The following is a 20,096-nucleotide window of genomic DNA, read 5'->3' on the forward strand; positions in this document are numbered from 1 at the left end:
CGGTCGCCTCGCTTCGCTGTGACTGCACGCCTGTCTCTGCCTGTTATCCCGAACGCGAACAGCCCGCAGTCCGGATTTTGATGACAACCCTAGACCGACAAAAAACCCGCGTCCATCACGAACAGGAGGCATCGGGTCGGGCCGCGGTCGTTTCGGAAAAAAGCGCATGCAGGGCCCGTGCGCAGCCCCGGGACATCATCTCATGCGCATAGCCCCGCGCATGGTCCAGTCCCGCGAAGCCCCCTAGCCGGTTCGCAGAGCCTGCCATCCCAGCCAGGGTTTCAGCCAGATTTGGGCTGTACTCCCGTTCAGCAGACAACCGGCCTGGCCCCGAAACACGACATCGCGGTTGCCCGGGGTATCGGTTGCGATGACTGGAACCGCCCGGGAATTGGCATCATAAATGACGCGCGACTGTTCGTCGCCCGTCGTTGCTACAATCATCGCGTGATAGTCCCGCAGCAGCGTCAGGAATTCGGCCCCATAGGGCATAGGTTGCAGCAACCTGACCCGAGGATGGCGTGCATTTTCAGCAAATGCCGCAAGCGCAGAATGCAGCCCCCCTCTCCGATCACGTCGATCTGCGGAATCTGCCCATCGGCTTCAAGCCTGGAACCGATCCCGAAGCGCTGCGCCGAGCACAACATCGAATTGCATTACATTGCGCCGGGTAAGTCGAAGCAGAATAGCTTCGTCGAGAGCTTCGACGGTAGAAGGCTGAACGAATTTCTCAACAAGACCCTGTTGCGCAACCTCGTCAATGCCCGCGACCTGATCGCCACCCGTGTCGCCGAATACAACGCCACGCGGCCCCATTCCTCACCCAGCCACCAGACACCGGCAGGTTTCGCTCTACTGTCGACCACTGCAATCGCCCGTCCCGTGCGTGAGATGAGGGTAGCCGTGTCGAGGAATGGATCAAACCAGATCGACTGCACTCATGAACACCGTTTGGGCAGCATCGCCGCAACCTTTCGATGTGATCCAAGGTGACGGGCCTAGAAGCGTCACGCAACAAACAACGTGGCGAGCTATGCACGGATACCCCCGCGCGGATCCTTCCGACGCCCCATCCCGCGCGGGGTTCGTCGCTATCCGGCGTTCGTGCTCACGAAGAGATGCCTTGAAATGCAGCGTCATTTGCACGCCGCGGCCAAGCGATACGCATATGAGATGCCGAACTCCGGCCACATCGGAGCACTAAAACCTATGCATTCCTGTCAGGCGGGCCTGGCTGAATAAAAATCCCTTGTCTCCCTTTCGCAGGGTCCATATACGGGGCGGCGGAGACGTGGCCGAGTGGTCGAAGGCACACCCCTGCTAAGGGTGCAGGCCCGAAAGGGTCTCGAGGGTTCGAATCCCTTCGTCTCCGCCACTATCCTCTGATTTATCAATAAATATCAGATAGATAGAAGCACAGTGGAGTTACCTCAGGTTACACATGAGGTTACACACACGTGCAACTCCTTTTCCAAACCGGGTCTATCTGTGTCATGTGTCGGCACATCCAGCTCAAAGCAAATACGTGGTACTACCGTCGCCGCATTCCTGATGATTGCCAGGATCTTCACCGAGATCCGGTGTCGCGAAAGAAGCAGACCCAACTCTTCTTCTCGCTGAAAACCACCGACAAGACAGAAGCCAGCAAAAGAGCCAATAGCCACACACTGAGGCTGGATGCGACCTGGAAGGCCTACAGGGAGGGCAATGCGAGCCCCAAGGTCTCCTTGGCCCAGCTAGAAGCTGCTGGGCTAAGCCCCGGCGATGGCACGCTTCACGGCGACCTTCCGCCGGTCACTGAGTTCATTGACGAGATAATGGGGCGCTATGATCAGTTTGAAGAACGCCCTGAGCCCAGGCCACAGGACAAGCTGACCCTCGACATTCTGATGTCAGGAAAGGTTCCTCGGACCCTCAGCGATGCCAGGGATAAGCATATCGAACTCGGCAAGCTCTCAAAGGAACCCAAGCAGATCCAGCAGTACGAGCGCGCCTGGGGCATCCTCATGGGAATCACTGGGGACATCCCGCTTGATCAGTTGAGGCGAGAGCACGCCAACCAATTCGTTAAGAAGGTGATCAGCCAGGGCAAGGGACTCAATGGCAATGGCCCCGCCACGGTAGAACGCTATCTGAAACAGATCAGCCCCGTCATCACCACTGCTATTCGAGAGCTTGAGCTACCTATCACCAACCCCTTCCTGGGCGTCGTCATCCCCAACAAGGATGAGGGACAAAGAAAGCCTCGCGAATCGTTCAGCAGCAGCGAACTCATCGCGATCCAAGCCAAATGCCGCGAGGTGAATGACCAGAGACGTTGGGCGATTGCGATGCTCTCGGACAGCGGAGCACGGCTTGCTGAGGTGATTGGGCTTCGCAAATGCGATGTCATGTTGGATGCCCCCGTCCCACACATCATCATCAAAGCCCATGAGGGCAGACGGCTGAAGACCATTGCATCAACCCGAAAGGTTCCCCTTGTCGGTGAGGCCCTATGGGCGGCTCAACAAGCCATCAGCACTGACGGAGATTTGCTGTTTCCGGTCTTCGCTCCGAAACGACCATCCGACCCAGTCAACGCAGCATCTGCCTCAGCGGCTCTCAACAAGTGGCTCAAGGAGCAGGGGTTAGTCGGCGAGGGCCAGACCTTGCACAGCTTCCGTCATGCCGTCAGGGACCGCCTGAGAGATACAGGAGCCCCCATTGACGTGGCTGATGCGATTGGCGGCTGGGCTAGGCAGAGCGTTGGGGATGGATATGGCAAGGGACACAGCTTAGAGGTGCTTCAGCAGCACCTAGGCAGGATTGTCATTGCGGCTTCCGGGGACCGTTGAGCCCGTCAGCGACGTTCGAACAGGCGGCGGCATGGCCCGAGCTTTGCAGGTGCAGTGGAACACTCCGGCCCATAGCCGCCGGTCGGTCCCCAGGAATGCTGCAAGGCAGCAATCCCGGAAGCTGTCGCTCGAGTGTCGACGCAGCTATACGCTCGCCATCTTAACAACGGGACCGGCAGATCAAGCGCATCGACGAACAGGCCAGTGCGAACAAGACCATTGAACCGCCCCGAGGGATGATCACCTGTCGGAGATGGCCACCGTCCTTCGTTCTATCCCGGGGATCGGCCCGGTTGCCAGCACAATGCTGACCGCCGAAATGCCCGAGATCGGCACCATCACAGGTGAAGAAGCGGCCGCACTCACCAGGTTGGCCCCGGTCGCGCATGACAGCGGGACCCTTCGCAGGAAAAGGGCGATCGCCGGTGGTCGCCGTGCCCTCCGGCATGTGATGTTCCAGGCGGCCTTGGTTGCGGCACATCACAACCCCAGCCTGAGATCCTTCGCAGATCGCCTTCGCAAGGCGGGGAAACCGCACAAGGTCATCATCACCGCCGTCGCCAGAAAGCTGGTCACCATCGCGAATGCGTTGTGCAAAAGCCGTCAGAAATGGGCGGCCCATCCAACCTGACAGATACAGTTGCTAGCAATTTCTTGACGGCAGATGCAGCGCAACCAAAGATAAGACGGATAGGCGCCACGGCAAAGACCAGGCCAAGATGGTAGCGATGCGGGACGTTGCTGCCTTTCTAGGGCACCGCATCGCTGGCTTGCTCAAGTTATTCAGCGATCCCCCGGGGTCAGTTTCGCGCAGAAATTAACAGTCCCTAACTTTGCAGGCTCAGGATCGCCTCCGCAACGCGTCGGGCACCTACGATGGGGTTGTCCAAGCTGATCGTCGCGGGAAGTTCCACGCGGAAGGTGACCGACTGGGCCTCCACATGCTGATGGGTGATGACGTCATCGCGCCGAAGGACCTCGACGGCCGGGTCCGTCATGTCGTACCCACGGACGAAGGTCACGCTAAATGTAGTCGCGAACGGTGCCTCGTTGACCATCGTGGCATGCTCGTATCCGATGCCCGACTCCGTGCCGTACACAGACACGCGCGTGAGGAACTCGTCGACCAAGCCGCTAGCCCCGGTGGCGTTGAGTCGCTCAAGAATGCTCTCTACCAAGGAAGGGATCGACAAAGCAGGCGCATTGAGGTCTGCTTGGCACAGACCGATGCTTACGAGGAGCAGGCGCGCTTCCCCTGTGGCGTCATCACTGGCAGGGGCAGGCTCGATTTGGTGGACGCCATGGATGGCGTGACTTGAGGTGGTGCGAGTAGTGGTTTTTATCTCTACGCCCGTGCCTTCCCATGTGAAGTCCCTTGCCGAGCGGCGCCAACCATCCCAAGCCTGAACGATTGGTCCGACCTGGGGATCGGACGCGCGGCGGCAGAGAGCATCGAGTAGGAGCAGTTCCCCAACGAGCCCGAGGATCGCGTTCTCGGAGATCTCCATGCGCTTAATGGCGAGTTCGATCAGCGGCTCGGTGACGGCAAAGGCGCGCTCCAAATTAGCATCAGCCTTCTCGCGCAGCAATTCAGCGGCAATAAATGCACCGACCTGGTCGAAATGCCCTAGCGCGGGCAAGCAAATGCGATTTGCGTTCAGCGGAGGCAGGGTGTCACGGTGCCAGGAGTGGTAGCGCATCGCAGTCTTCACTGCGCCTGTCCGGGGCCTTAACTCGTCACCTGCAAGGAACAGTTCCAAGTGACCGCGACTATTCCGAGCGATCCCGACCACCTTCGCATCAGTCAACCAAGTAATAGCTCGGTCATCTCCAATTGTGCCCGCTGGAACGAAGTTGATCTGGTTTAGAACTGCTTCGTAGCTGGTCATGGGAGTTCCTTCTTAACGATCGTCGCCCCAGCACGGGTGGCTGAAAACTGCTCCGGACCTCCCGCGGGGAGACAGACTCCAACTGCGACCGTGGGGTGCTCGTCGTCCGAATGTTGATTGACGTAGAAGAGGATTTGACCGTCGGAGCCGCTGGGTCGCCACCCCGTGTTGTTGCTCGACGGCACGTCAGCGTAACGGTGGTAGTAGTCGAAGTAGACGTCGCCGCGATACTGGCTCGGTCCGGCGTTGGGGTCACTCGCACCCCAAGTGGTCTTGAGTTCGCCTCCCGCCACCCTCTTTGTGGTGGCGCGTATGTTAAATGGGAGCAGTGCCAGCGGACCTTTGGATACGAGGGCACCATCTCCGTAACGAATGCCGATCCAGAACCGTGGTCGCTCAGCGTTCTTGCGCCTGAGGTCGGCGTAGGACCATAGATCGCCGGGCTGGCCGGTGACAAATAGGCCCGTGATCGACCGAGTGAGGCAGGCCGACCAAAGTCGAAGGTAGGCGGCGATGGCATAGGGACAGGCTCGCCTCGGCTGGTCTCCCTCACCATGCCTCACCGGCGGGCGATAGAAAGGTGAATCCGCCAGTGGGGCAACTGCGTTTGCCCGGGCTTCGATACCGCTCCAGAAGTCCGCGTGAAACCCCTCGCACCCGGGTCGGTAACCTGGGAAAGTGAGGCTACCCAAGAGTTCGGCGGCCTCGGTTAGTTCGAGTGGAACATTTAGGATCCGGCCCCGCAGCACACTGGCGACAGTGAGGTCGCTGGATGGCCGAATGAAGAGTCTAGCCACGATGTCTGCATTGGGATCCGCCTGCCAGCTGTCATTGATGACTGTAACGAAGGGGCGTGCCCCTGGTGATAGTGGTAGGTTGCCCACGCCTGCGATCTTGCCGGTAGCTTCGAAATTAAAACCCTGCAAGACGGTCGGTTTAGGGGCGTCGCGCATCATGCGCTCGGTGATGGAAGTTCGAACCGCTTCGTCGACATCGTGATAAGCACGGAAGAGCGAGAGTTGGTCGCTGGAGGCGAAGACGCGGCACAACTCAATATATGACCCGCGGTAGCCGAACCAGCGCTGCATCTGCATCTGGGTGTCGGCCAGCGGGTTGGTCGATGAACGCTGAAACAATGCCGTGGTCATCCCTTCCAGCGTCAGTCCCCGGGCCATGACATTCCCTGAAACGAAGATCGTGCAGAGGTCGCGGGCTGCTCTCCATTTACCGGTGTCTGCATCGTGGCTCGGTGCGTAGGCAGGGCGATCGTCAGCGTTAGGGTCGCTGTTGACCACGGCGATCCTAGTTCCAGGGATCACCTCCCGAATTAGTAGGTTTTCGACGGTCTGCCAGTCCGGGAAACTCGCCGGTGGCAGGACGTCGAACTCCTCCTCGATTACTCTGGCGGAGGCGCGATACTTTCCGAGCCATTGCACCCATGGGGCGGGGTCCGCAAGCAGTTGATCCACCAAGGCGTGGGGAAACCTGGCATCTCCCGCATCGAGCATATCTCGCGCCGTCGCTCGATCCCGAATTCCCGCCCAGATCAGGAGGTCCTCAGCACCCCGGAAGTGGTGCTGGATTGCCGCAGAAGGGTGATATAGCATCGAGTGCGGCGAAGCCGCGTTGGCAAGGGCTTCTTCCTTGGTGTCGAACTGCTTTGCGAGTGCGGACGCTGGGCCGAGCCTGCCAGACCGGTGTAGGCGGATGGCGCCCGCCACCAAGAAAGCTCGGACGGCGTCGGCGAGGTCTTGCTGCACGGAGTTGGTGGTGGGCACGCACAGTTTTGCTGCGTCCGCGCGGCGGTAGAATACCTCACCGCCGGTGTAGTAAGAACGGATCCCAGCCGCCTCGGGGTAGGTCGATGAGCGAGGGGCATTGAGATTGCCAGGGTCGGTTGTATCTACTGGATGGCCGACGTCGAGTGGCGTGCGAAGAGAGAGCAGGAAGTCTCGTGGCGCCAAGGGGTTGTGATCCTCCTGAAGGAGGTTGGCCTGGGGTGTCGCCGTGTAGGCGATGTAGGTCGAGAACAGATTGTTAGGCGAACCCTGGGGAGGATCCCAGAGGTTGGCGATCGCACGCGGGATCTGCTTCAGTCTGCCGTAAATGGGGTCCTGCGAGGACTCAACGATGGCATCGAGAATAGAGCCATCATCGGCCTCATCGTCAAGCACGAGCATGTGGACGGTGCGATCAAGCTCCTCAACTGCGTCAAAAACGTTGTCGCGGAGGCTTGCTGCCAAGGCATGCAGATGGTCAGTCTGCTTCATCGCCACGATAATTAGAGGCCTGCGTTCCCTCAGTCGTTGTCGAACCTGTGCCGGCGGCAAGCGGTAGGTGGTTGCCAGTGGGTAGGTCTGTTCTGACAGAGCGATGCCAGGCGCAGGACACAGCAGGCGGCGCTTAATCTTCTGTGCGTTCTCCTCGCCCGAGTCCAACTGCTGCACCAGCCTCTCATAGGTCTGGCGCCACAAGGAGAGACGGGTCCCGGCGAGTACGACAATGATGTCGAGGCCGTTATCGATGGCCAAGGCTGAGACACCCAGCATAGAAGCGGTCTTGCCAGACTGGACCGAGCCCATGACGAGTCCCGTGCGTGATCGGCGGGATGGCCACTCTTCGGGTTTTGCGGTGTCGGCTGCCAAGATTCCGCGCTGGAGAATATAGCGGGAGTCTGCCTCAACTGAGGCACGCGCTGTGTCGGTCAAGCCGGCGAGCTGAGTCTTGTACCTAGCCCACCACGAGTCCGCCTCCTGGGGAGCGGGTGGATTGAAGTAGACGTGCTCGACGAGTGGGGAATGTCTCGGCACCGCTCTCAACTCTTCGGTTCGATGAGCATCCGCTGCAACGATGCGTACCCAGAGGTCCCGAACTGCAGACGTACTGCCTCAGCCGCTTGATCAGGGTCGATGCCCAATAGTTCGAGGAGACTTTTGCTGATCCTAGCGATGTAGGCCCACTGGGTTTTGGTTTGCGTCTTTTCGGGGCGTACCCAGTCCGCAGATTCCTCGCTCGCGGTTCGGATAGCATCACCATTAGCCTCGATGCGGTCCTCGATGTCGTTTGACGAGGTCGCTAAGGCCATGGCAATGCCCACGAGGGAACCTACGAGTTGGAGTTCCTGCCACTTTGCACCCTTGCCGCCATCTTTGAATTGATCGGACCACAACTCATCGTGCGATGAATGGAGTTCGACAGCTTGTAGCAGCAGCGAGAACAGTTTGTTCAACGTCGATGAATTGGCCAGCCGGTGCGATCTGTTCTTCTGAATCGCGATCAGCAACTGGTCGATGTTACGGCTAGTCGATGCCAAGTCCTTCCCAGCGGTATCATGCACCAGGACTGAGATGACCCAAGCTAGAACTTTAGTGCGCTTGTAGCGCGTGTCGCCAAAACCGTAGCTTTTCAGCGCCTCACTGAGGCGGTCAAGATTGGGGATGCCGGCCAACGATTCGGCGATTTTGGCGACATCAGTGTTCGGGTCGGCGTCGCCGGCGGCGGCAAGAGTCGCGCGGGTAAGTTCGACCTCGTGGTAAACCGCGTTACGGATCTCTTCAGCATTGAGGTGTACGCCCTGCTTGTTGTAGAGGCGAAAGACCTCATGGATCTGGGCTTGACTGGCCTTAGTGTATTCGATGACGGGAATGCGGTACTCTACGACTTCCTCGAACAACCCCTTGATGGTGACTTCCTCAGCAGCGACCTTGATCACCAGGTCCTTAATCTGCGTGTAGTACTTCCCGCGGAGAGGCTCTAGGTAGGAGCCAACCAGCCCGCCTTCTCCGGTCGTGCGCAGCTTAAATGGGAAGTAGTATTCGTTCTCATGTGTGGCATTGAGTGCGTAACCTTCCAGCGCTTTCCACGCACGGCGGAAGGCCGGGTAATCGTGGTGGAACAGATCCGTTAAATTCTTGCCACCGTGATCATCGAGACGCCCTTGATCGTTGAACTTTTTATCTCTGTGCCGAGCGGTGACCTCCGCAACCTTCTGCGTAGCGACGGGGTGCTTTCCCACAAATCGGAGGATGGTCGTGAGTCTCTGCTTGCCGTCGACGACCTCATACGGTGTGGTAGGTCCGGTTCGCAGCAGAATTATGGAGGGCAAAGGGACGCCACGGAGAATGGACTCCATCAGGGACTGTCGGTCGCCGTTGGCCCATACATCACCTCGCTGATAGGACGGCGTTAGGTTGGGCACCTTATTTGTGAGTTGGTATATCGGCCATACGTCGGCCCTTGCCGTGACCGGCTCCGGACTCACCGCCTCCTCACTCGCGTCGGATTCTGCCCAAGCGTCAGCCCACGAATGGGTGGCCGTTGCACGGCTGGTGCCCTTGGTCTCAAGTTCTTCAAGAAAATTTCTCTGGAGCCGGACGGCTGCCTCGACGCGCTCTTGTAGACGCTCTAGCGTGCGAAGGCTCAGCGGCGGGTAGGTGTCTCCGGGAGGAAGGAGGTCGGTGGGTTCAAGCTTGAGTTCAGCGATGAGTGCCTGAAGGAATGGTTCACCGCCCGTGAGCGGGAGGTCCTCGCTGAAGCTCAGCCAGCCTTGAATTTCAGCCAGTTTGTTCATCCATGAGTCGGAGGCGAAGTCGACGTCACCGCTGCTGAACATTGACGATACTGGGGGAACGCCGTTGGGCGTGTCGGAAGCCTCGGAGAGATTTGCCAACCCGTCGGCGATGCTCTCCAGCAACAGGACCCGCGGGTCTTCCTCGTCGAAGTCGTCTTCGTGTTCGATGTGATCAGTCATCCAGTAACTCTCAACGGTTCAAGGTCAGAGGTGGGCCGGATGAGCCCGTGCAACAACCGTTCGGCGATTGCTTTGACTACGCGAGCGTTCACTGCGTTCCCCAAGGCTTTATACGCGTCGATGTCGGACGCGGGTAACTGTATACCTCCAAGGCACTGAAGTTCAGCGCACTCGGCTGGTGTCATGTAACGACGTTCGCCGGCCAAATTAGCACCGAGAATGGGCACTTGGGTCTGCGTGAAGGCGATGAGACTTGGGGAGGTAGTGGGACGCTTGACCCGCAGTCCTGACGCACGCACCTGTAGCACGAAGTTGTCGATGTCACGGTCCTCACCTTGCGCGTTCCACTCCATCTTCTGGAAGCTAGATGGGAAGCTTTGTGGGCTCCATCTTGCGATCCAAGGATCGATCCAGTGACGGTTGGCTTGGTAGAACTCGCGGTTTTGCCTGATAAAAGTCCGCTTCCACTGTGGGAAATTCAAGTCGCCAAGGCGGTTAGCGTGGCTAGGTATCCTCGTAAGTTGTTCGTCGAACGAGCAGTCGAGGGACTGGCCGAAGCTGCCCTTGAAACCCATCCGGCGAAGACCCCGCACAGGTCTGCGAACCCAAACCCCTGCTGGAGTCTCGTCCAGGTAGGGATAGGTTGCCCCAAATTCCATCGCCCAGATCGGGAAGGAAGGCAGCTTCAGCGAAGCCGGCGAGCGGCGCAGGAAGTCGCCCCACATGTCAATGGCTCGCAGCGTCTGCTCCGGGATCGCGCGTGTGGACTGCCCTTCGTGGCGCAGTACCCATTGGATTTCGGTTGGATCTTTATGCTTCGCTGGCCACTCAAAATGATCGAGACCCTGGAGAGATCCAACGAAGTAGGCGCGGTCTCGCACCTGTGGAATGCCGAAATCGTGGGGCGAGAAGTGCTCTACTTTGACGGAGTAGCCAAGCTCCTCCAACAAGCGAATGATCGTGATCCTGGTGCGGCCGCCGTCGTGCTTGAGGATATTGGGCACATTCTCCAAGATGAAGTGTTGTGGCCGCTTGACGCGCAAAACGTCGTGCACCTTGAAGAAGAGATTGCCCTGATCTGTGTCCTCAAAGCCCAGTTGGTCTCCTGCTTTAGAGAACGGTTGGCACGGGAAACCCGCGGTAAGGACGTGGTGATCGGGCACGTTGAGGGCTATGATTTCGTCGCCGCTCAACTCATTAAGGTCACCCCAAGCGTCGATACCGAAGTTGACCTTATAGAGGGCCTTCAGTTTGGGCTCCCTCTCTGCAGCGAACACACCACGCCCGTCCAACTCATCGAGGGCGACGTGGAAGCCACCCAGCCCAGCGAAAAGGTCGACGAACCGGAAGGCCTCTTTACTAGTTCCCATTATTTCAGCCCAGTTCGTCTCTGCCTGATCAGGCGAGATTTCTCATGATTTGTTCAAACATTCTTTTTGCGCCACTTCTTGCTGTATGTCCAATGGTTTGTTGATTTCCACGCGGAGTTGACCCCTAGGGATGAGGACAGAAATTTGGGCTGGTCTTCCGCCCGTCGCCGGCCGCGGGGCGGAGTGAACGCTGCGCTGCGCATGAGTGTCTGCTTTCTCAATTTCGCTGCGGCTGCCACGCCGCACCGCCTTCAGACGGCTTTCCGCCGGACGGGCACTCGCTCTGCCGAGACGTCTTAAAAAGGTGTGCTGCACGCGCAAAAGGCAGCTTCGTCCACATTGCCGTCACTCCGATTCCCAAGCTTGTCCATCGATGCCGTCCCAACTTCCGTTCTTTTGGATTGATCCAAGACAGCGATCAACACTCCGCCATGACATTAGCGTTCATGGTTATGCTCAGAGAGTAACCTAGCCTATCCCTAGGTGTACTTATGGTCCCACCCCCATCACCACCATAATCCAAGAGGGTATAACCAAAGGTTCCCTGTTGAGAGTGTAGGTTACTTGGTTTCGATGATGGCTGGGCCTCCCACTACCTGGACAAAGGCCTCTGCCAAACAGATAAGATCAACTTCCATATCCTTTGCAGCGATCACAATGCCATCGTGCAAGGGCAGAGTTGGTATGTTGTGGCGCTCTCCGAGGGTGAGGATGGCTTGGATCAGGACCTGGCTTTCGGTGAATTGGAGATCTGCCCAGTCCAAGGCCCCAGGGACCAATCGCCTCAGAGCGGGAAGCTTGTCGGCGATCTGTTTGGCAATGGTTTTGATGGGGTATCGTTTGCTGATGATTGCGTTCTGGAGGCCCCCAAGGCCCAACTCAGAGATCAGGCTTTCCCTAGCCGCCTTGGGACACCTTACAAGCTCCGTCTTTCCCTGTCCGATCATTGCTGTCACCGCGGCTTTGACCACTGGGCGGGGCAACCCCTCCACCTGATACAAATCCCCTTCCGGCAATCTTGTGTCCGTGATGTGGTGAAGGATGGTCAGTTGGGATGCCTTGATGTCCAACTCAACGACAGGAAGGCCATCTATCAGGATCTGCTTGCGTTCCTCTCGCTTGACGCTTTGGAAATCGCCATGAAGCCGACCTCCTTTATTGAAGTTGAAGGTCTTAGTGTCTGCTAGGTTGAAGATCCTGCGGACCTCAGGGAACGGAATGCCGCTGAAGGTGTGGCGCGCATAGATGGCGTTGATCCGTTCCACCTCATCAACGAGTTCGCTAACCCTATTGCTCTTGGGCAGAGGAAGCGGCTTCGCCTTCGCTCCGGATTGCTTCTCCGGCTTCAGCACGACCGGAGAAGCCAATTCACCCCGATCTTTGGCGTAGTGGCTGTAAATATTCTGAGCAGTAATCCCATGACTCAGAGCAAGCTCTAGGAGTCTTGGCGTCGCTCTGATCCTGCTGGCCTTGGGATTCAACGCGACAACACCATCATCCCATGCTTCGATCCAAGCCCGACCTTTCCGGATGTCTGCGAGGCCCAGATCAACCATCGCCTTCAGCTGCCAATCATAGATCCGAGAGGTGGCCTTGGTTTGCCCTGCCGTGAAAGCCTCCCGGTTGGAACTGCGGTAGCAATAGCCCAACGCCTCGGTATTGGCGAAGGCCATGATCAGATCGGCCAGGATGGCGTCTAGGGTCTGCTCCTGGGCCATGAGTTCCTTGGCCTGGGGCTTGCGGCTTCTTGCCCCATCAGGCCGTCCCCTGGCCTCTCTGAGTTCCGGCAGCAATGCGCCTCGCAGAGCAGCGGCCTCTTCGCTGATCGCCACATGCTGCAAGGTTGCCATCCGAGCCGCATCCAGGTGATGTTTGGCAGCTTAGGCGGTCAGGTGGGAATCAAACATGGTAAGTTTTATCGGTGTTGAATCAGGGCGCTACTTGGGAGGACCAAAGATCCACCCGAAACTAGCGCCCCGAAATGTCTTATGAAAGGGGTGTCGTCTATCAGCCCCTGAGAGCCCTGTAGACCGACCTTTCCGACAGCCCTAGGTGCTGGGCTATCTCAGAGCGGCGAAGGTCCTCAGCGGCCAGTTCCTTGACTTTCTGAGCCTGTCTCATGGCCGTTGGCGCTCTGCCCTTATACTTGCCATCCGACTTGGCCTTGGCGATGCCTTCCCGTTGTCGTTCCAACATCATCTGCCGTTCAAATTGAGCCACAGCCCCCAGCATGTTCAGGATCAGTTCTCCCGTCGGGGTGCTGGTATCCAGGCCAAGATCCAAGATGCGGAGCCTAACGCCCTTCTCCTTGAGCTTGGCTACGATCTGCCCCAGGTGGCCGACGTTGCGCGCTAAACGGTCAAGCTTGGTGACGATCAGCGTGTCGCCTTCTGAGATAGTCCAAGCAGGCCTCAAGCTGTTGACGTTTGCCCACCGAACTCACCTGCTCCTGGAAGAGCTTGGTGCATCCTGCCTGGGTCAACTCCCTCAGTTGGGCTTCATAGCCTGCCACCTGCTCCAAAGTACTCGTGCGGGCATAGCCGACGATTGCGGTCATTTCCGTTGCTCCTGCCAATAGGGTTTAAGAGGTGCGGAGCGATGGGCTACCAAAAGCCCAAACCCACTCCATTGTCACCATAAAGGGCCTAAATTCGGCAGTGCCTCAAGGGCAGGACCTACTGGCAGGTGAGGTGAGAGTCTCGGAAGCAAGAAATCCCGCTGAACTAGGTTTGGATAGCCCCCGTCCGAAAACGAATAGGGGTCCCAAAGGGCGGGGGTGGGTCAACGAAAGCGACTTCAAAAAACAGGGTTATAGTTGCTGTTGTTATTGCTGTTTGATGGGCTTCGGCCAGTTTCAGTCAACGCTCGCCACCCATTTCCTCATCACGACAATAGCTTACACCAGCCCCGACCGGAAGGTTACACAAAATCGCACAACGGGGCACGAAACATCAATTTCACTCCTTGCAACACATTGGTTTTGCGTTATTTTATTGATAATCAGCATCGTCCCGAGTCACTTCTTCTCCGCCACCTTCTTCTGATTGCTCAGCAGCAAGCGCGTATCGACGCAGTTATCGCGAGTTGCGCCGCGTTGGGCTGATGAATTGCGCGCGCCTTTATATTCATGAGTCCCGCAACAAGTGAGGCGACGGCGGCACTTGGTCGCGTTTCGCTTTCTGGCAAAACCCCGCAAAATCTGGCTCTGCATACGGGACCAAACTGGATCTATGGCGACCCGCTTTGCCCGCGTAGTCTCGGCAGGTCAAGATTCCTCCCCTCCCTTTCGACAGAGGCAAAAAATGAACGACCTCAGCCCGGTCATCGCAGCGGACAAGGCCCATGTCTGGCACCATCTGAGCCAGCACAAGCAATACGAAACCATCGATCCGCGCGTCTTCGTCGAAGGCAAGGGAATGCGGCTGTGGGATGCCACGGGACGCGAGTTCCTGGACGGCGTCTCGGGCGGGGTCTGGACCGTCAACGTCGGCTATGGCCGCGAAAGCATCGCCAATGCCGTGCGCGACCAGCTGATCAAGCTGAACTATTACGCGGGCGCCGCCGGGACCGTGCCGGGCGCGCTTTTTGCTGAAAAGCTGATCACCAAGATGCCGGGCATGAGCCGGGTCTATTATTCCAACTCGGGCTCGGAAGCGAACGAGAAGGTCTACAAGATGGTGCGCCAGATCTCGGCGCGTCATTACGGCGGCAAGAAATGGAAGATCCTGTATCGCGACCGCGACTATCACGGCACCACGATCGCCACTCTGGCAACCTCGGGTCAGGACCAGCGCGCAACGGCCTATGGCCCCTTCCCCGAAGGCTTCATCCGCGTGCCGCACTGCCTTGAGTACCGCAAGCAATGGGACGTCGAAAACTACGGTGAGCGCGCCGCCGATGCGATCGAGGAAGTCATCCTGCGCGAAGGTCCCGACACCATCGGCGCCATCGTTCTGGAACCGGTGACCGCAGGTGGCGGCGTCATCACGCCCCCGGTCGGCTACTGGCAACGCGTCCAGGAAATCTGCCGCAAATACGACATCCTGCTGCATATCGACGAAGTCGTCTGCGGCGTCGGCCGCACCGGCACCTGGTTCGGCTATCAGCATTACGGCATCGAGCCGGATTTCGTGACCATGGCCAAGGGCGTCGCCTCGGGCTATGCGGCGATTTCCTGCACCGTCACCACCGAGCGCGTCTTCGACATGTTCAAGGACGCGCCCGAGGACGGGATGAGCTTCTTCCGCGACATCTCGACCTTTGGCGGCTGCACCTCGGGTCCGGCGGCAGCGCTGGAAAACATGCGCATCATCGAGGATGAGGGCCTGCTGGCGAACACCACCGCGATGGGTGAACGCACGCTGGCCAACCTGAATGCGCTGGCCGAGAAGCACAAGGTCATCGGCGACGTGCGCGGCAAGGGCCTGTTCTGCGGCGCGGAACTGGTTGCCGATCGCGCGACCAAGGAGCCCGCGGATGAGAAGAAGGTGCAGGCCGTCGTTGCCGACTGTCTGGCGCAGGGTGTGATCATCGGGGCGACCAACCGCTCGATCCCCGGCTTCAACAACACGCTGTGCCTGTCGCCGGCGCTGATCTCGACCGCCGATGACATCGACACGCTGACGAATGCCATCGACGGGGCGCTGACACGCGTCTTCGGATAAGGCAGGATGGCGGCCCGAAATGCTTCTGGCCGCCATGCAGATACCGCCCGAGACCTTCCTGATCGACCGTGCCTCGGCCCAGCCGCTGCAGTTGCAACTGCGGCGGCAAATCGTTCGTGCCGTGCATGAGGGGCGCTTGCGGCCGGGCGAGAGGATGCCCTCAAGCCGCGCCTTGGCCGCGCATCTGGGCGTCGGGCGGATCACCGTCACACAAGCCTATCTGGACCTCGTAGCGACGGATTATCTGACGGCGCAGGGGCGCTCGGGCTATTTCGTCTCGGACCGGGTCGAGGAACTGCGCCCCGAGCCGCCGCATGAGCCGGGTGCCACCCGTTTCGACTGGTCGGCACATCTGGACGGGCGCAACCTTGCCGCCAAACGCAAGGATCGGCCAACCGATTGGCGACGCTACCCCTATCCCTTTCTCTACGGCCAAACCGACGACCGGCTGATCGACCATGCGGCCTGGCGCGATTGCGCGGTGCGGGCACTGGGGCGGCGCGATCTGGGGGCGCTGTCGGACGATCAATATGACGGCGACGATCCCGAGCTGGTCGATTTCATCATCCGTCACCTGCTGCCTCGCCGCGGAATTCTGGCCCATCCGGACCAGATCCTGCTGACCCTTGGTGCGCAGAACGCGCTGTGGATGATCTGCGCCATCCTGCTGGATCGAGGTGCGGCCTGCGCCATCGAGGAACCCGGCTATCCCGGCCTGCACGAGATCCTGCGCACGCTGGACAGCGACGTGCGCCCTGTTCAAGTCGACAACGATGGCCTGCCGCCCGACCGCATTCCCGACGGGGTGTCGGTGGTCTTCACCTCGCCCAGCCACCAATGTCCGACCAATCGCACCATGCCGCGCGCGCGACGCGAGGCGCTGCTGCGGCTGGCCGATCAGCGCGGCTTCGTTGTGGTCGAGGATGATTACGAGTTTGAGATCCCGTTTTCCGGCGCGTCCTCTCCGGCGCTGAAGGCGATGGATCGCAGTGGTGCGGTCATCCATATCGGGTCGTTCTCGAAATCGGTCTTTCCGGGGCTGCGGCTGGGTTACATCGTGGCCGACCCCGCCTTCATCGCCGAGGCTCGGGCATTGCGCGGGATGATGCTGCGCCATCCGCCCGGCCATGTGCAGCGGACCATGGCCTATTTCCTGTCGCTGGGTCATTACGACCGGCAGGTGAAACGGATGCGCGACAGCTTTGCCGAGCGTCGCCGGATCACCGCCGAAGCCTTGGCGCGACACGGGCTGGACGCGGGCCAGCCGGGGGGCGCAGGTGGATCGAGCTTCTGGCTGAGGACGCCACCCGGCATCGACAGCGACATCCTTGCCCGTGCCCTCAAGGCCGATGGCGTGCTGATCGAGCCGGGGCGGGCGTTCTTTCTGGAAAGCGAGGCAGGCAGGGGGCATTACCGGCTGGCCTATTCCTCGATTCAGGCTGGCCTCATTGACGAAGGCGTGCGGCGGATTGCGCAGGGCTGCGCGCGTCTGGCCGCGTCGGGCTAGGGGGACTTCGCGTCCCCCGTCCATCGGTTCCCGATGGCCTCCCCCTGCGGGATATTTCCGCAAGAAAGAAGACCGGCACGGGCGGGTTTGACATCACCGGGGTGTCGCGACAGAAAACGCCCATGTCGACATTACAAATTCGCGAATCCCTTTCCCGGCGCCGTCTTTTGACCATTGCGATTGCCGCAGCTGGCGGCGCGCTGTTCCTGTTCCTGCACCTGCCGCTTCCCATGCTGCTGGGGCCCATGCTGGCCTGCCTGATCGCGGCGCTGGCCGGGATGCCGATGGCCGATGCGGGCTGGCTGGGTCAGTTGATGCGCACCATCCTTGGGGTCGCGGTCGGAGCCTCAATCACGCCGCAGGTGCTGTCCAGCCTGCCCGATATCGCGGCGTCGCTGATCTTTGTGCCGGTGTTCATAGGGGCGATTGCGCTGATCGGGTACCCGCTGCTACGGCGCGTCTTTGGCTTTGACCACGCCACGGCATGGTATGGTGCGATGCCTGGCGGGCTGCAGGACATGCTGGTCTTTGGCGAGGAAGCAGGCGGCGATATTCGCGCGCTGTCGCTGATCCATGCGACGCGGGTGCTGGTCATCGTCACCGTCGCGCCGTTGCTGATGACCATGTTCTGGCAGGTGGATCTGGCCCAGCCCCCCGGCGCACCGATGAGCAGCGTTGCCCCGCATGAGCTGGGGCTGATGATCGCCTGCGGCTATCTGGGCTGGAAGCTGGCCGAGCGTGTGAACCTGTTCGGCGCCTCGATCCTAGGGCCGATGATCCTGACCGCGGCGCTGTCGCTGGCCGGGCTGATCCAGCATCGCCCACCAGCCGAGATGATCCAGCTGGCGCAGTTTTTCATCGGCATCGCGGTCGGATCGAAATATGCCGGGATCACCCTGCGCGAGTTGCGGCTGCATGTGACGGCAGGGCTGGTCTATTCGCTGATTTTGGCGGTGATCAGCCTTGGCTTCATCGAGATCATCGTGACGCTGGGTCTGGCGCCGGGGCTGGATGCGTTCCTTGCCTTCCTGCCCGGCGGTCAGGCCGAGATGATCGTCATCGCCATCATCGCGGGCGCCGATCTGGCCTATGTCGTCAGCCACCACCTGCTGCGCATCGTGCTGGTGATCGTGCTGGCTCCGATCGTCGCCCGCCTGTTCGGGCGCTAGATGTTCATCTGCGTTCCGATTTCGACCACACGTCCGGCCGGGATGCGGAAGTAATCCGAGGCCCCGGCAGCATTGCGTGCCAGCGTGATGAACAGCCGCCCCTGCCATGACGGGACGCGGCTGCGCGTCGACAGCCTGATCCGCCGCCGCGACAGGATGAACGAGGTCGCCATGATGTCGAATTTCCAGCCCTGACGGCGGCATTGCAGAAGCGCGCGCGGCACGTCGGGTTCCTCGGCATAACCGTAGCGCAGCTCGATCCGGCGGAAGCGACCGTTGATTTCGTCGATCTGGACCCGTTCAGACGAGGGCATGCGCGGCACGTCATGGGTGGTGATGGTCAGGATGACGTTCTGTTCATGCAGCGCCTTGAAGTGCTTGAGGCTGTGCAGCAGGGCCGCCGGCGCAAGGTCGGGGGTCGAGGTCAGGAATACCGCCGTGCCGGATACCGTGGCGATGGATTCCGATTTCTCGATCTGGCCCAGCAGCACGTCCAGCGGCAGTTCGGCCTCGCGGTCCTTGATCTGCACGATGGAGCTGCCCCGGATCCAGCTGGCCATGATGATCAGCATGATCGCGGCGATGCCCAAGGGGACATAGCCACCCTCGGCGACCTTCATCAGGTTGGCGCCCAGGAAGACCACGTCCAGCAGCAGCAGCGGCAGCATCATCGCCACCGACAGCCACAGCGGCAGTTTCCAGTGCTTGTGGGCGACAATCATCGCCAGCGTCGCAGTCACCACCATCGTGCCGGTGACGCTGATCCCATAGGCCGAGGCCAGGCTGGAGGACGAACCGAACACCACCACCAGTGTCAGCACGCCGAACATCAGCCAGCGGTTCACCGCAGGCAGATAGATCTGGCCCTGATGTTCGTCCGAGGTGTGGCGGATCTTCATCCGCGGCAGCATGCGCAGTTGCACCGCCTGCTGGGTCAGCGAGAAGGCCCCGGTGATCACCGCCTGACTGGCAATGATCGTCGCCATGGTGGCGAGGATCACGACGGGCAGCAGCGCCCAGTTGGGGAACAGCAGATAGAAGGGGTTCGCCATGGCGGCGGGGTTCGACAGAACCAGCGCGCCCTGACCGAAATAGGTCAACAGCAACGCCGGGAAGGCCACGAACAGCCATGCCAGCTGGATCGGCTTGCGGCCGAAATGGCCCATATCGGCATACAGCGCCTCGGCCCCGGTCACCGCCAGAAAGACTGCACCCAGCACGATCAGGCCCAGCTTGCCGTTATCCACGACAAAGCGGAAGGCATGGATCGGGTTCAATGAGGCCAGAACCTCGGGCGCCTGCAGCATCCAGTGGACGCCGCCCGCCGCCATCACCAAAAACCAGACCAGCGTGATCGGACCAAAGAAGCGGGCCACGGCCTCGGTCCCGCGGTTCTGAACCAGAAACAGGCCGATGATGATGACAATGGCGATGGGCTCGATAAAGGGATCGACCCCATGCGTCACCAGCTTCAACCCCTCGATGGCCGACAGGACCGAAATCGCCGGGGTGATGGCGGCATCGCCATAAAACAGCGCCGCGCCGATCAGGCCCAGCGTCAGGATCGCGCGGTTGGGCTTGCCCATGGCGCGCTGCGCCAGTGCCAGCAGCGACAGGGTCCCGCCCTCGCCTTCGTTATCGGCATGCAGAAGGATGATGACATATTTCAGCGTCACCACCAGAACCAGCGCCCAGACGATCAGCGACAGGACGCCCAGCACGTCCTCGCGCTGGACACCGCCATGGCTGGCACCTGCGGCCAGCATGGCCTCGCGGAAGGCGTAAAGGGGGGAGGTTCCGATATCGCCATAGACGACGCCGATCGCCGCGAGCGAGAGCGACATCAGCCCCGCGCGCTTGGGCTCGGTATCGGAAAAGTGAGTGTCCAAACTGGCCATTTAGTTATTCCTGAT

General features: G+C 60.0%; 13 protein-coding genes, 1 tRNA gene and 1 pseudogene. 7 read left to right on the forward strand and 8 right to left on the reverse strand.

What is annotated here, in order from left to right:
• Positions 1–243 precede the first annotated feature (243 nt).
• Positions 244–492 carry a glycosyltransferase gene (locus GL300_RS27570; RefSeq protein ID WP_394208509.1) on the reverse strand — a complete coding sequence of 83 codons (249 nt, stop codon included), beginning with the start codon at positions 490–492 and terminating at the stop codon, positions 244–246.
• A 24-nt stretch (positions 493–516) separates the two neighbouring features.
• On the opposite strand from GL300_RS27570, the gene GL300_RS24575 reads away from it, so the two are divergent.
• The 4 genes from GL300_RS24575 to GL300_RS24590 all read left to right on the forward strand — a co-directional run bounded on the left by GL300_RS24575 (position 517) and on the right by GL300_RS24590 (position 3,465).
• Positions 517–993 (forward strand): integrase core domain-containing protein, encoded by a 477-nt coding sequence (locus GL300_RS24575; protein ID WP_155042317.1) that lies wholly within the window; start codon positions 517–519, stop codon positions 991–993.
• 292 nt (positions 994–1,285) lie between these two features.
• Positions 1,286–1,375 (forward strand) — tRNA-Ser (locus GL300_RS24580).
• Positions 1,376–1,457: 82 nt separating this feature from the next.
• A complete protein-coding gene (locus GL300_RS27365) occupies positions 1,458–2,834 on the forward strand; it encodes a tyrosine-type recombinase/integrase (protein ID WP_155042318.1) in 1,377 nt (458 codons plus the stop codon).
• A gap of 253 nt (positions 2,835–3,087) precedes the next feature.
• Positions 3,088–3,465, forward strand: a complete 378-nt coding sequence (locus tag GL300_RS24590; protein ID WP_155042319.1) for a transposase — start codon at positions 3,088–3,090, stop codon at positions 3,463–3,465.
• A gap of 196 nt (positions 3,466–3,661) precedes the next feature.
• Here the strand turns inward: GL300_RS24590 and GL300_RS24595 are convergent, their stop codons facing one another.
• The 6 genes and pseudogenes from GL300_RS24595 to GL300_RS24620 form a co-directional block, all read right to left on the reverse strand.
• Positions 3,662–4,723 carry a PD-(D/E)XK motif protein gene (locus GL300_RS24595; RefSeq protein WP_155042320.1) on the reverse strand — a complete coding sequence of 354 codons (1,062 nt, stop codon included), beginning with the start codon at positions 4,721–4,723 and terminating at the stop codon, positions 3,662–3,664.
• Positions 4,720–7,305 carry a Z1 domain-containing protein gene (locus GL300_RS24600; RefSeq protein WP_211595391.1) on the reverse strand — a complete coding sequence of 862 codons (2,586 nt, stop codon included), beginning with the start codon at positions 7,303–7,305 and terminating at the stop codon, positions 4,720–4,722. Before GL300_RS24600 ends, GL300_RS24595 begins: the two co-directional genes overlap by 4 nt.
• A gap of 233 nt (positions 7,306–7,538) precedes the next feature.
• The gene (locus tag GL300_RS24605; protein ID WP_155042322.1) at positions 7,539–9,473 is read right to left on the reverse strand and encodes a DUF262 domain-containing protein; all 1,935 of its coding nucleotides are present in this window, start codon (positions 9,471–9,473) and stop codon (positions 7,539–7,541) included.
• Positions 9,470–10,843 (reverse strand): DNA cytosine methyltransferase, encoded by a 1,374-nt coding sequence (locus GL300_RS24610; protein ID WP_155042323.1) that lies wholly within the window; start codon positions 10,841–10,843, stop codon positions 9,470–9,472. Before GL300_RS24610 ends, GL300_RS24605 begins: the two co-directional genes overlap by 4 nt.
• A gap of 560 nt (positions 10,844–11,403) precedes the next feature.
• Positions 11,404–12,693: a hypothetical protein gene (locus GL300_RS24615; protein ID WP_155042324.1), complete on the reverse strand. Its 1,290-nt coding sequence runs from the start codon at positions 12,691–12,693 to the stop codon at positions 11,404–11,406.
• 157 nt (positions 12,694–12,850) lie between these two features.
• Positions 12,851–13,400 (reverse strand): annotated as a pseudogene (locus GL300_RS24620) (recombinase family protein).
• Between the two features lie 745 nt (positions 13,401–14,145).
• Here GL300_RS24620 and tpa point away from each other — a divergent pair.
• From tpa to GL300_RS24635, 3 genes are all read left to right on the forward strand, one after another.
• On the forward strand, positions 14,146–15,507 hold the full coding sequence (tpa, locus tag GL300_RS24625) for a hypotaurine--pyruvate aminotransferase Tpa (RefSeq protein WP_155042325.1): 1,362 nt from the start codon (positions 14,146–14,148) through the stop codon (positions 15,505–15,507).
• A 19-nt stretch (positions 15,508–15,526) separates the two neighbouring features.
• Complete coding sequence (pdxR, locus tag GL300_RS24630) at positions 15,527–17,014, forward strand: MocR-like pyridoxine biosynthesis transcription factor PdxR (protein ID WP_343043209.1); 1,488 nt, start codon at positions 15,527–15,529, stop codon at positions 17,012–17,014.
• Between the two features lie 122 nt (positions 17,015–17,136).
• Entirely contained in the window at positions 17,137–18,183 is a 1,047-nt protein-coding gene (locus GL300_RS24635; protein WP_155042326.1) for an AbrB family transcriptional regulator, read from the forward strand.
• Here GL300_RS24635 and GL300_RS24640 read toward each other — a convergent pair.
• Positions 18,180–20,081, reverse strand: coding sequence for a potassium transporter Kup (locus tag GL300_RS24640; protein ID WP_155042327.1), 1,902 nt, complete (start codon positions 20,079–20,081; stop codon positions 18,180–18,182). The genes GL300_RS24635 and GL300_RS24640 overlap by 4 nt on opposite strands.
• Positions 20,082–20,096: the final 15 nt, after the last annotated feature.

It is taken from the genome of Paracoccus litorisediminis (assembly GCF_009711205.1).
In the GTDB taxonomy this organism is placed as follows: domain Bacteria; phylum Pseudomonadota; class Alphaproteobacteria; order Rhodobacterales; family Rhodobacteraceae; genus Paracoccus; species Paracoccus litorisediminis.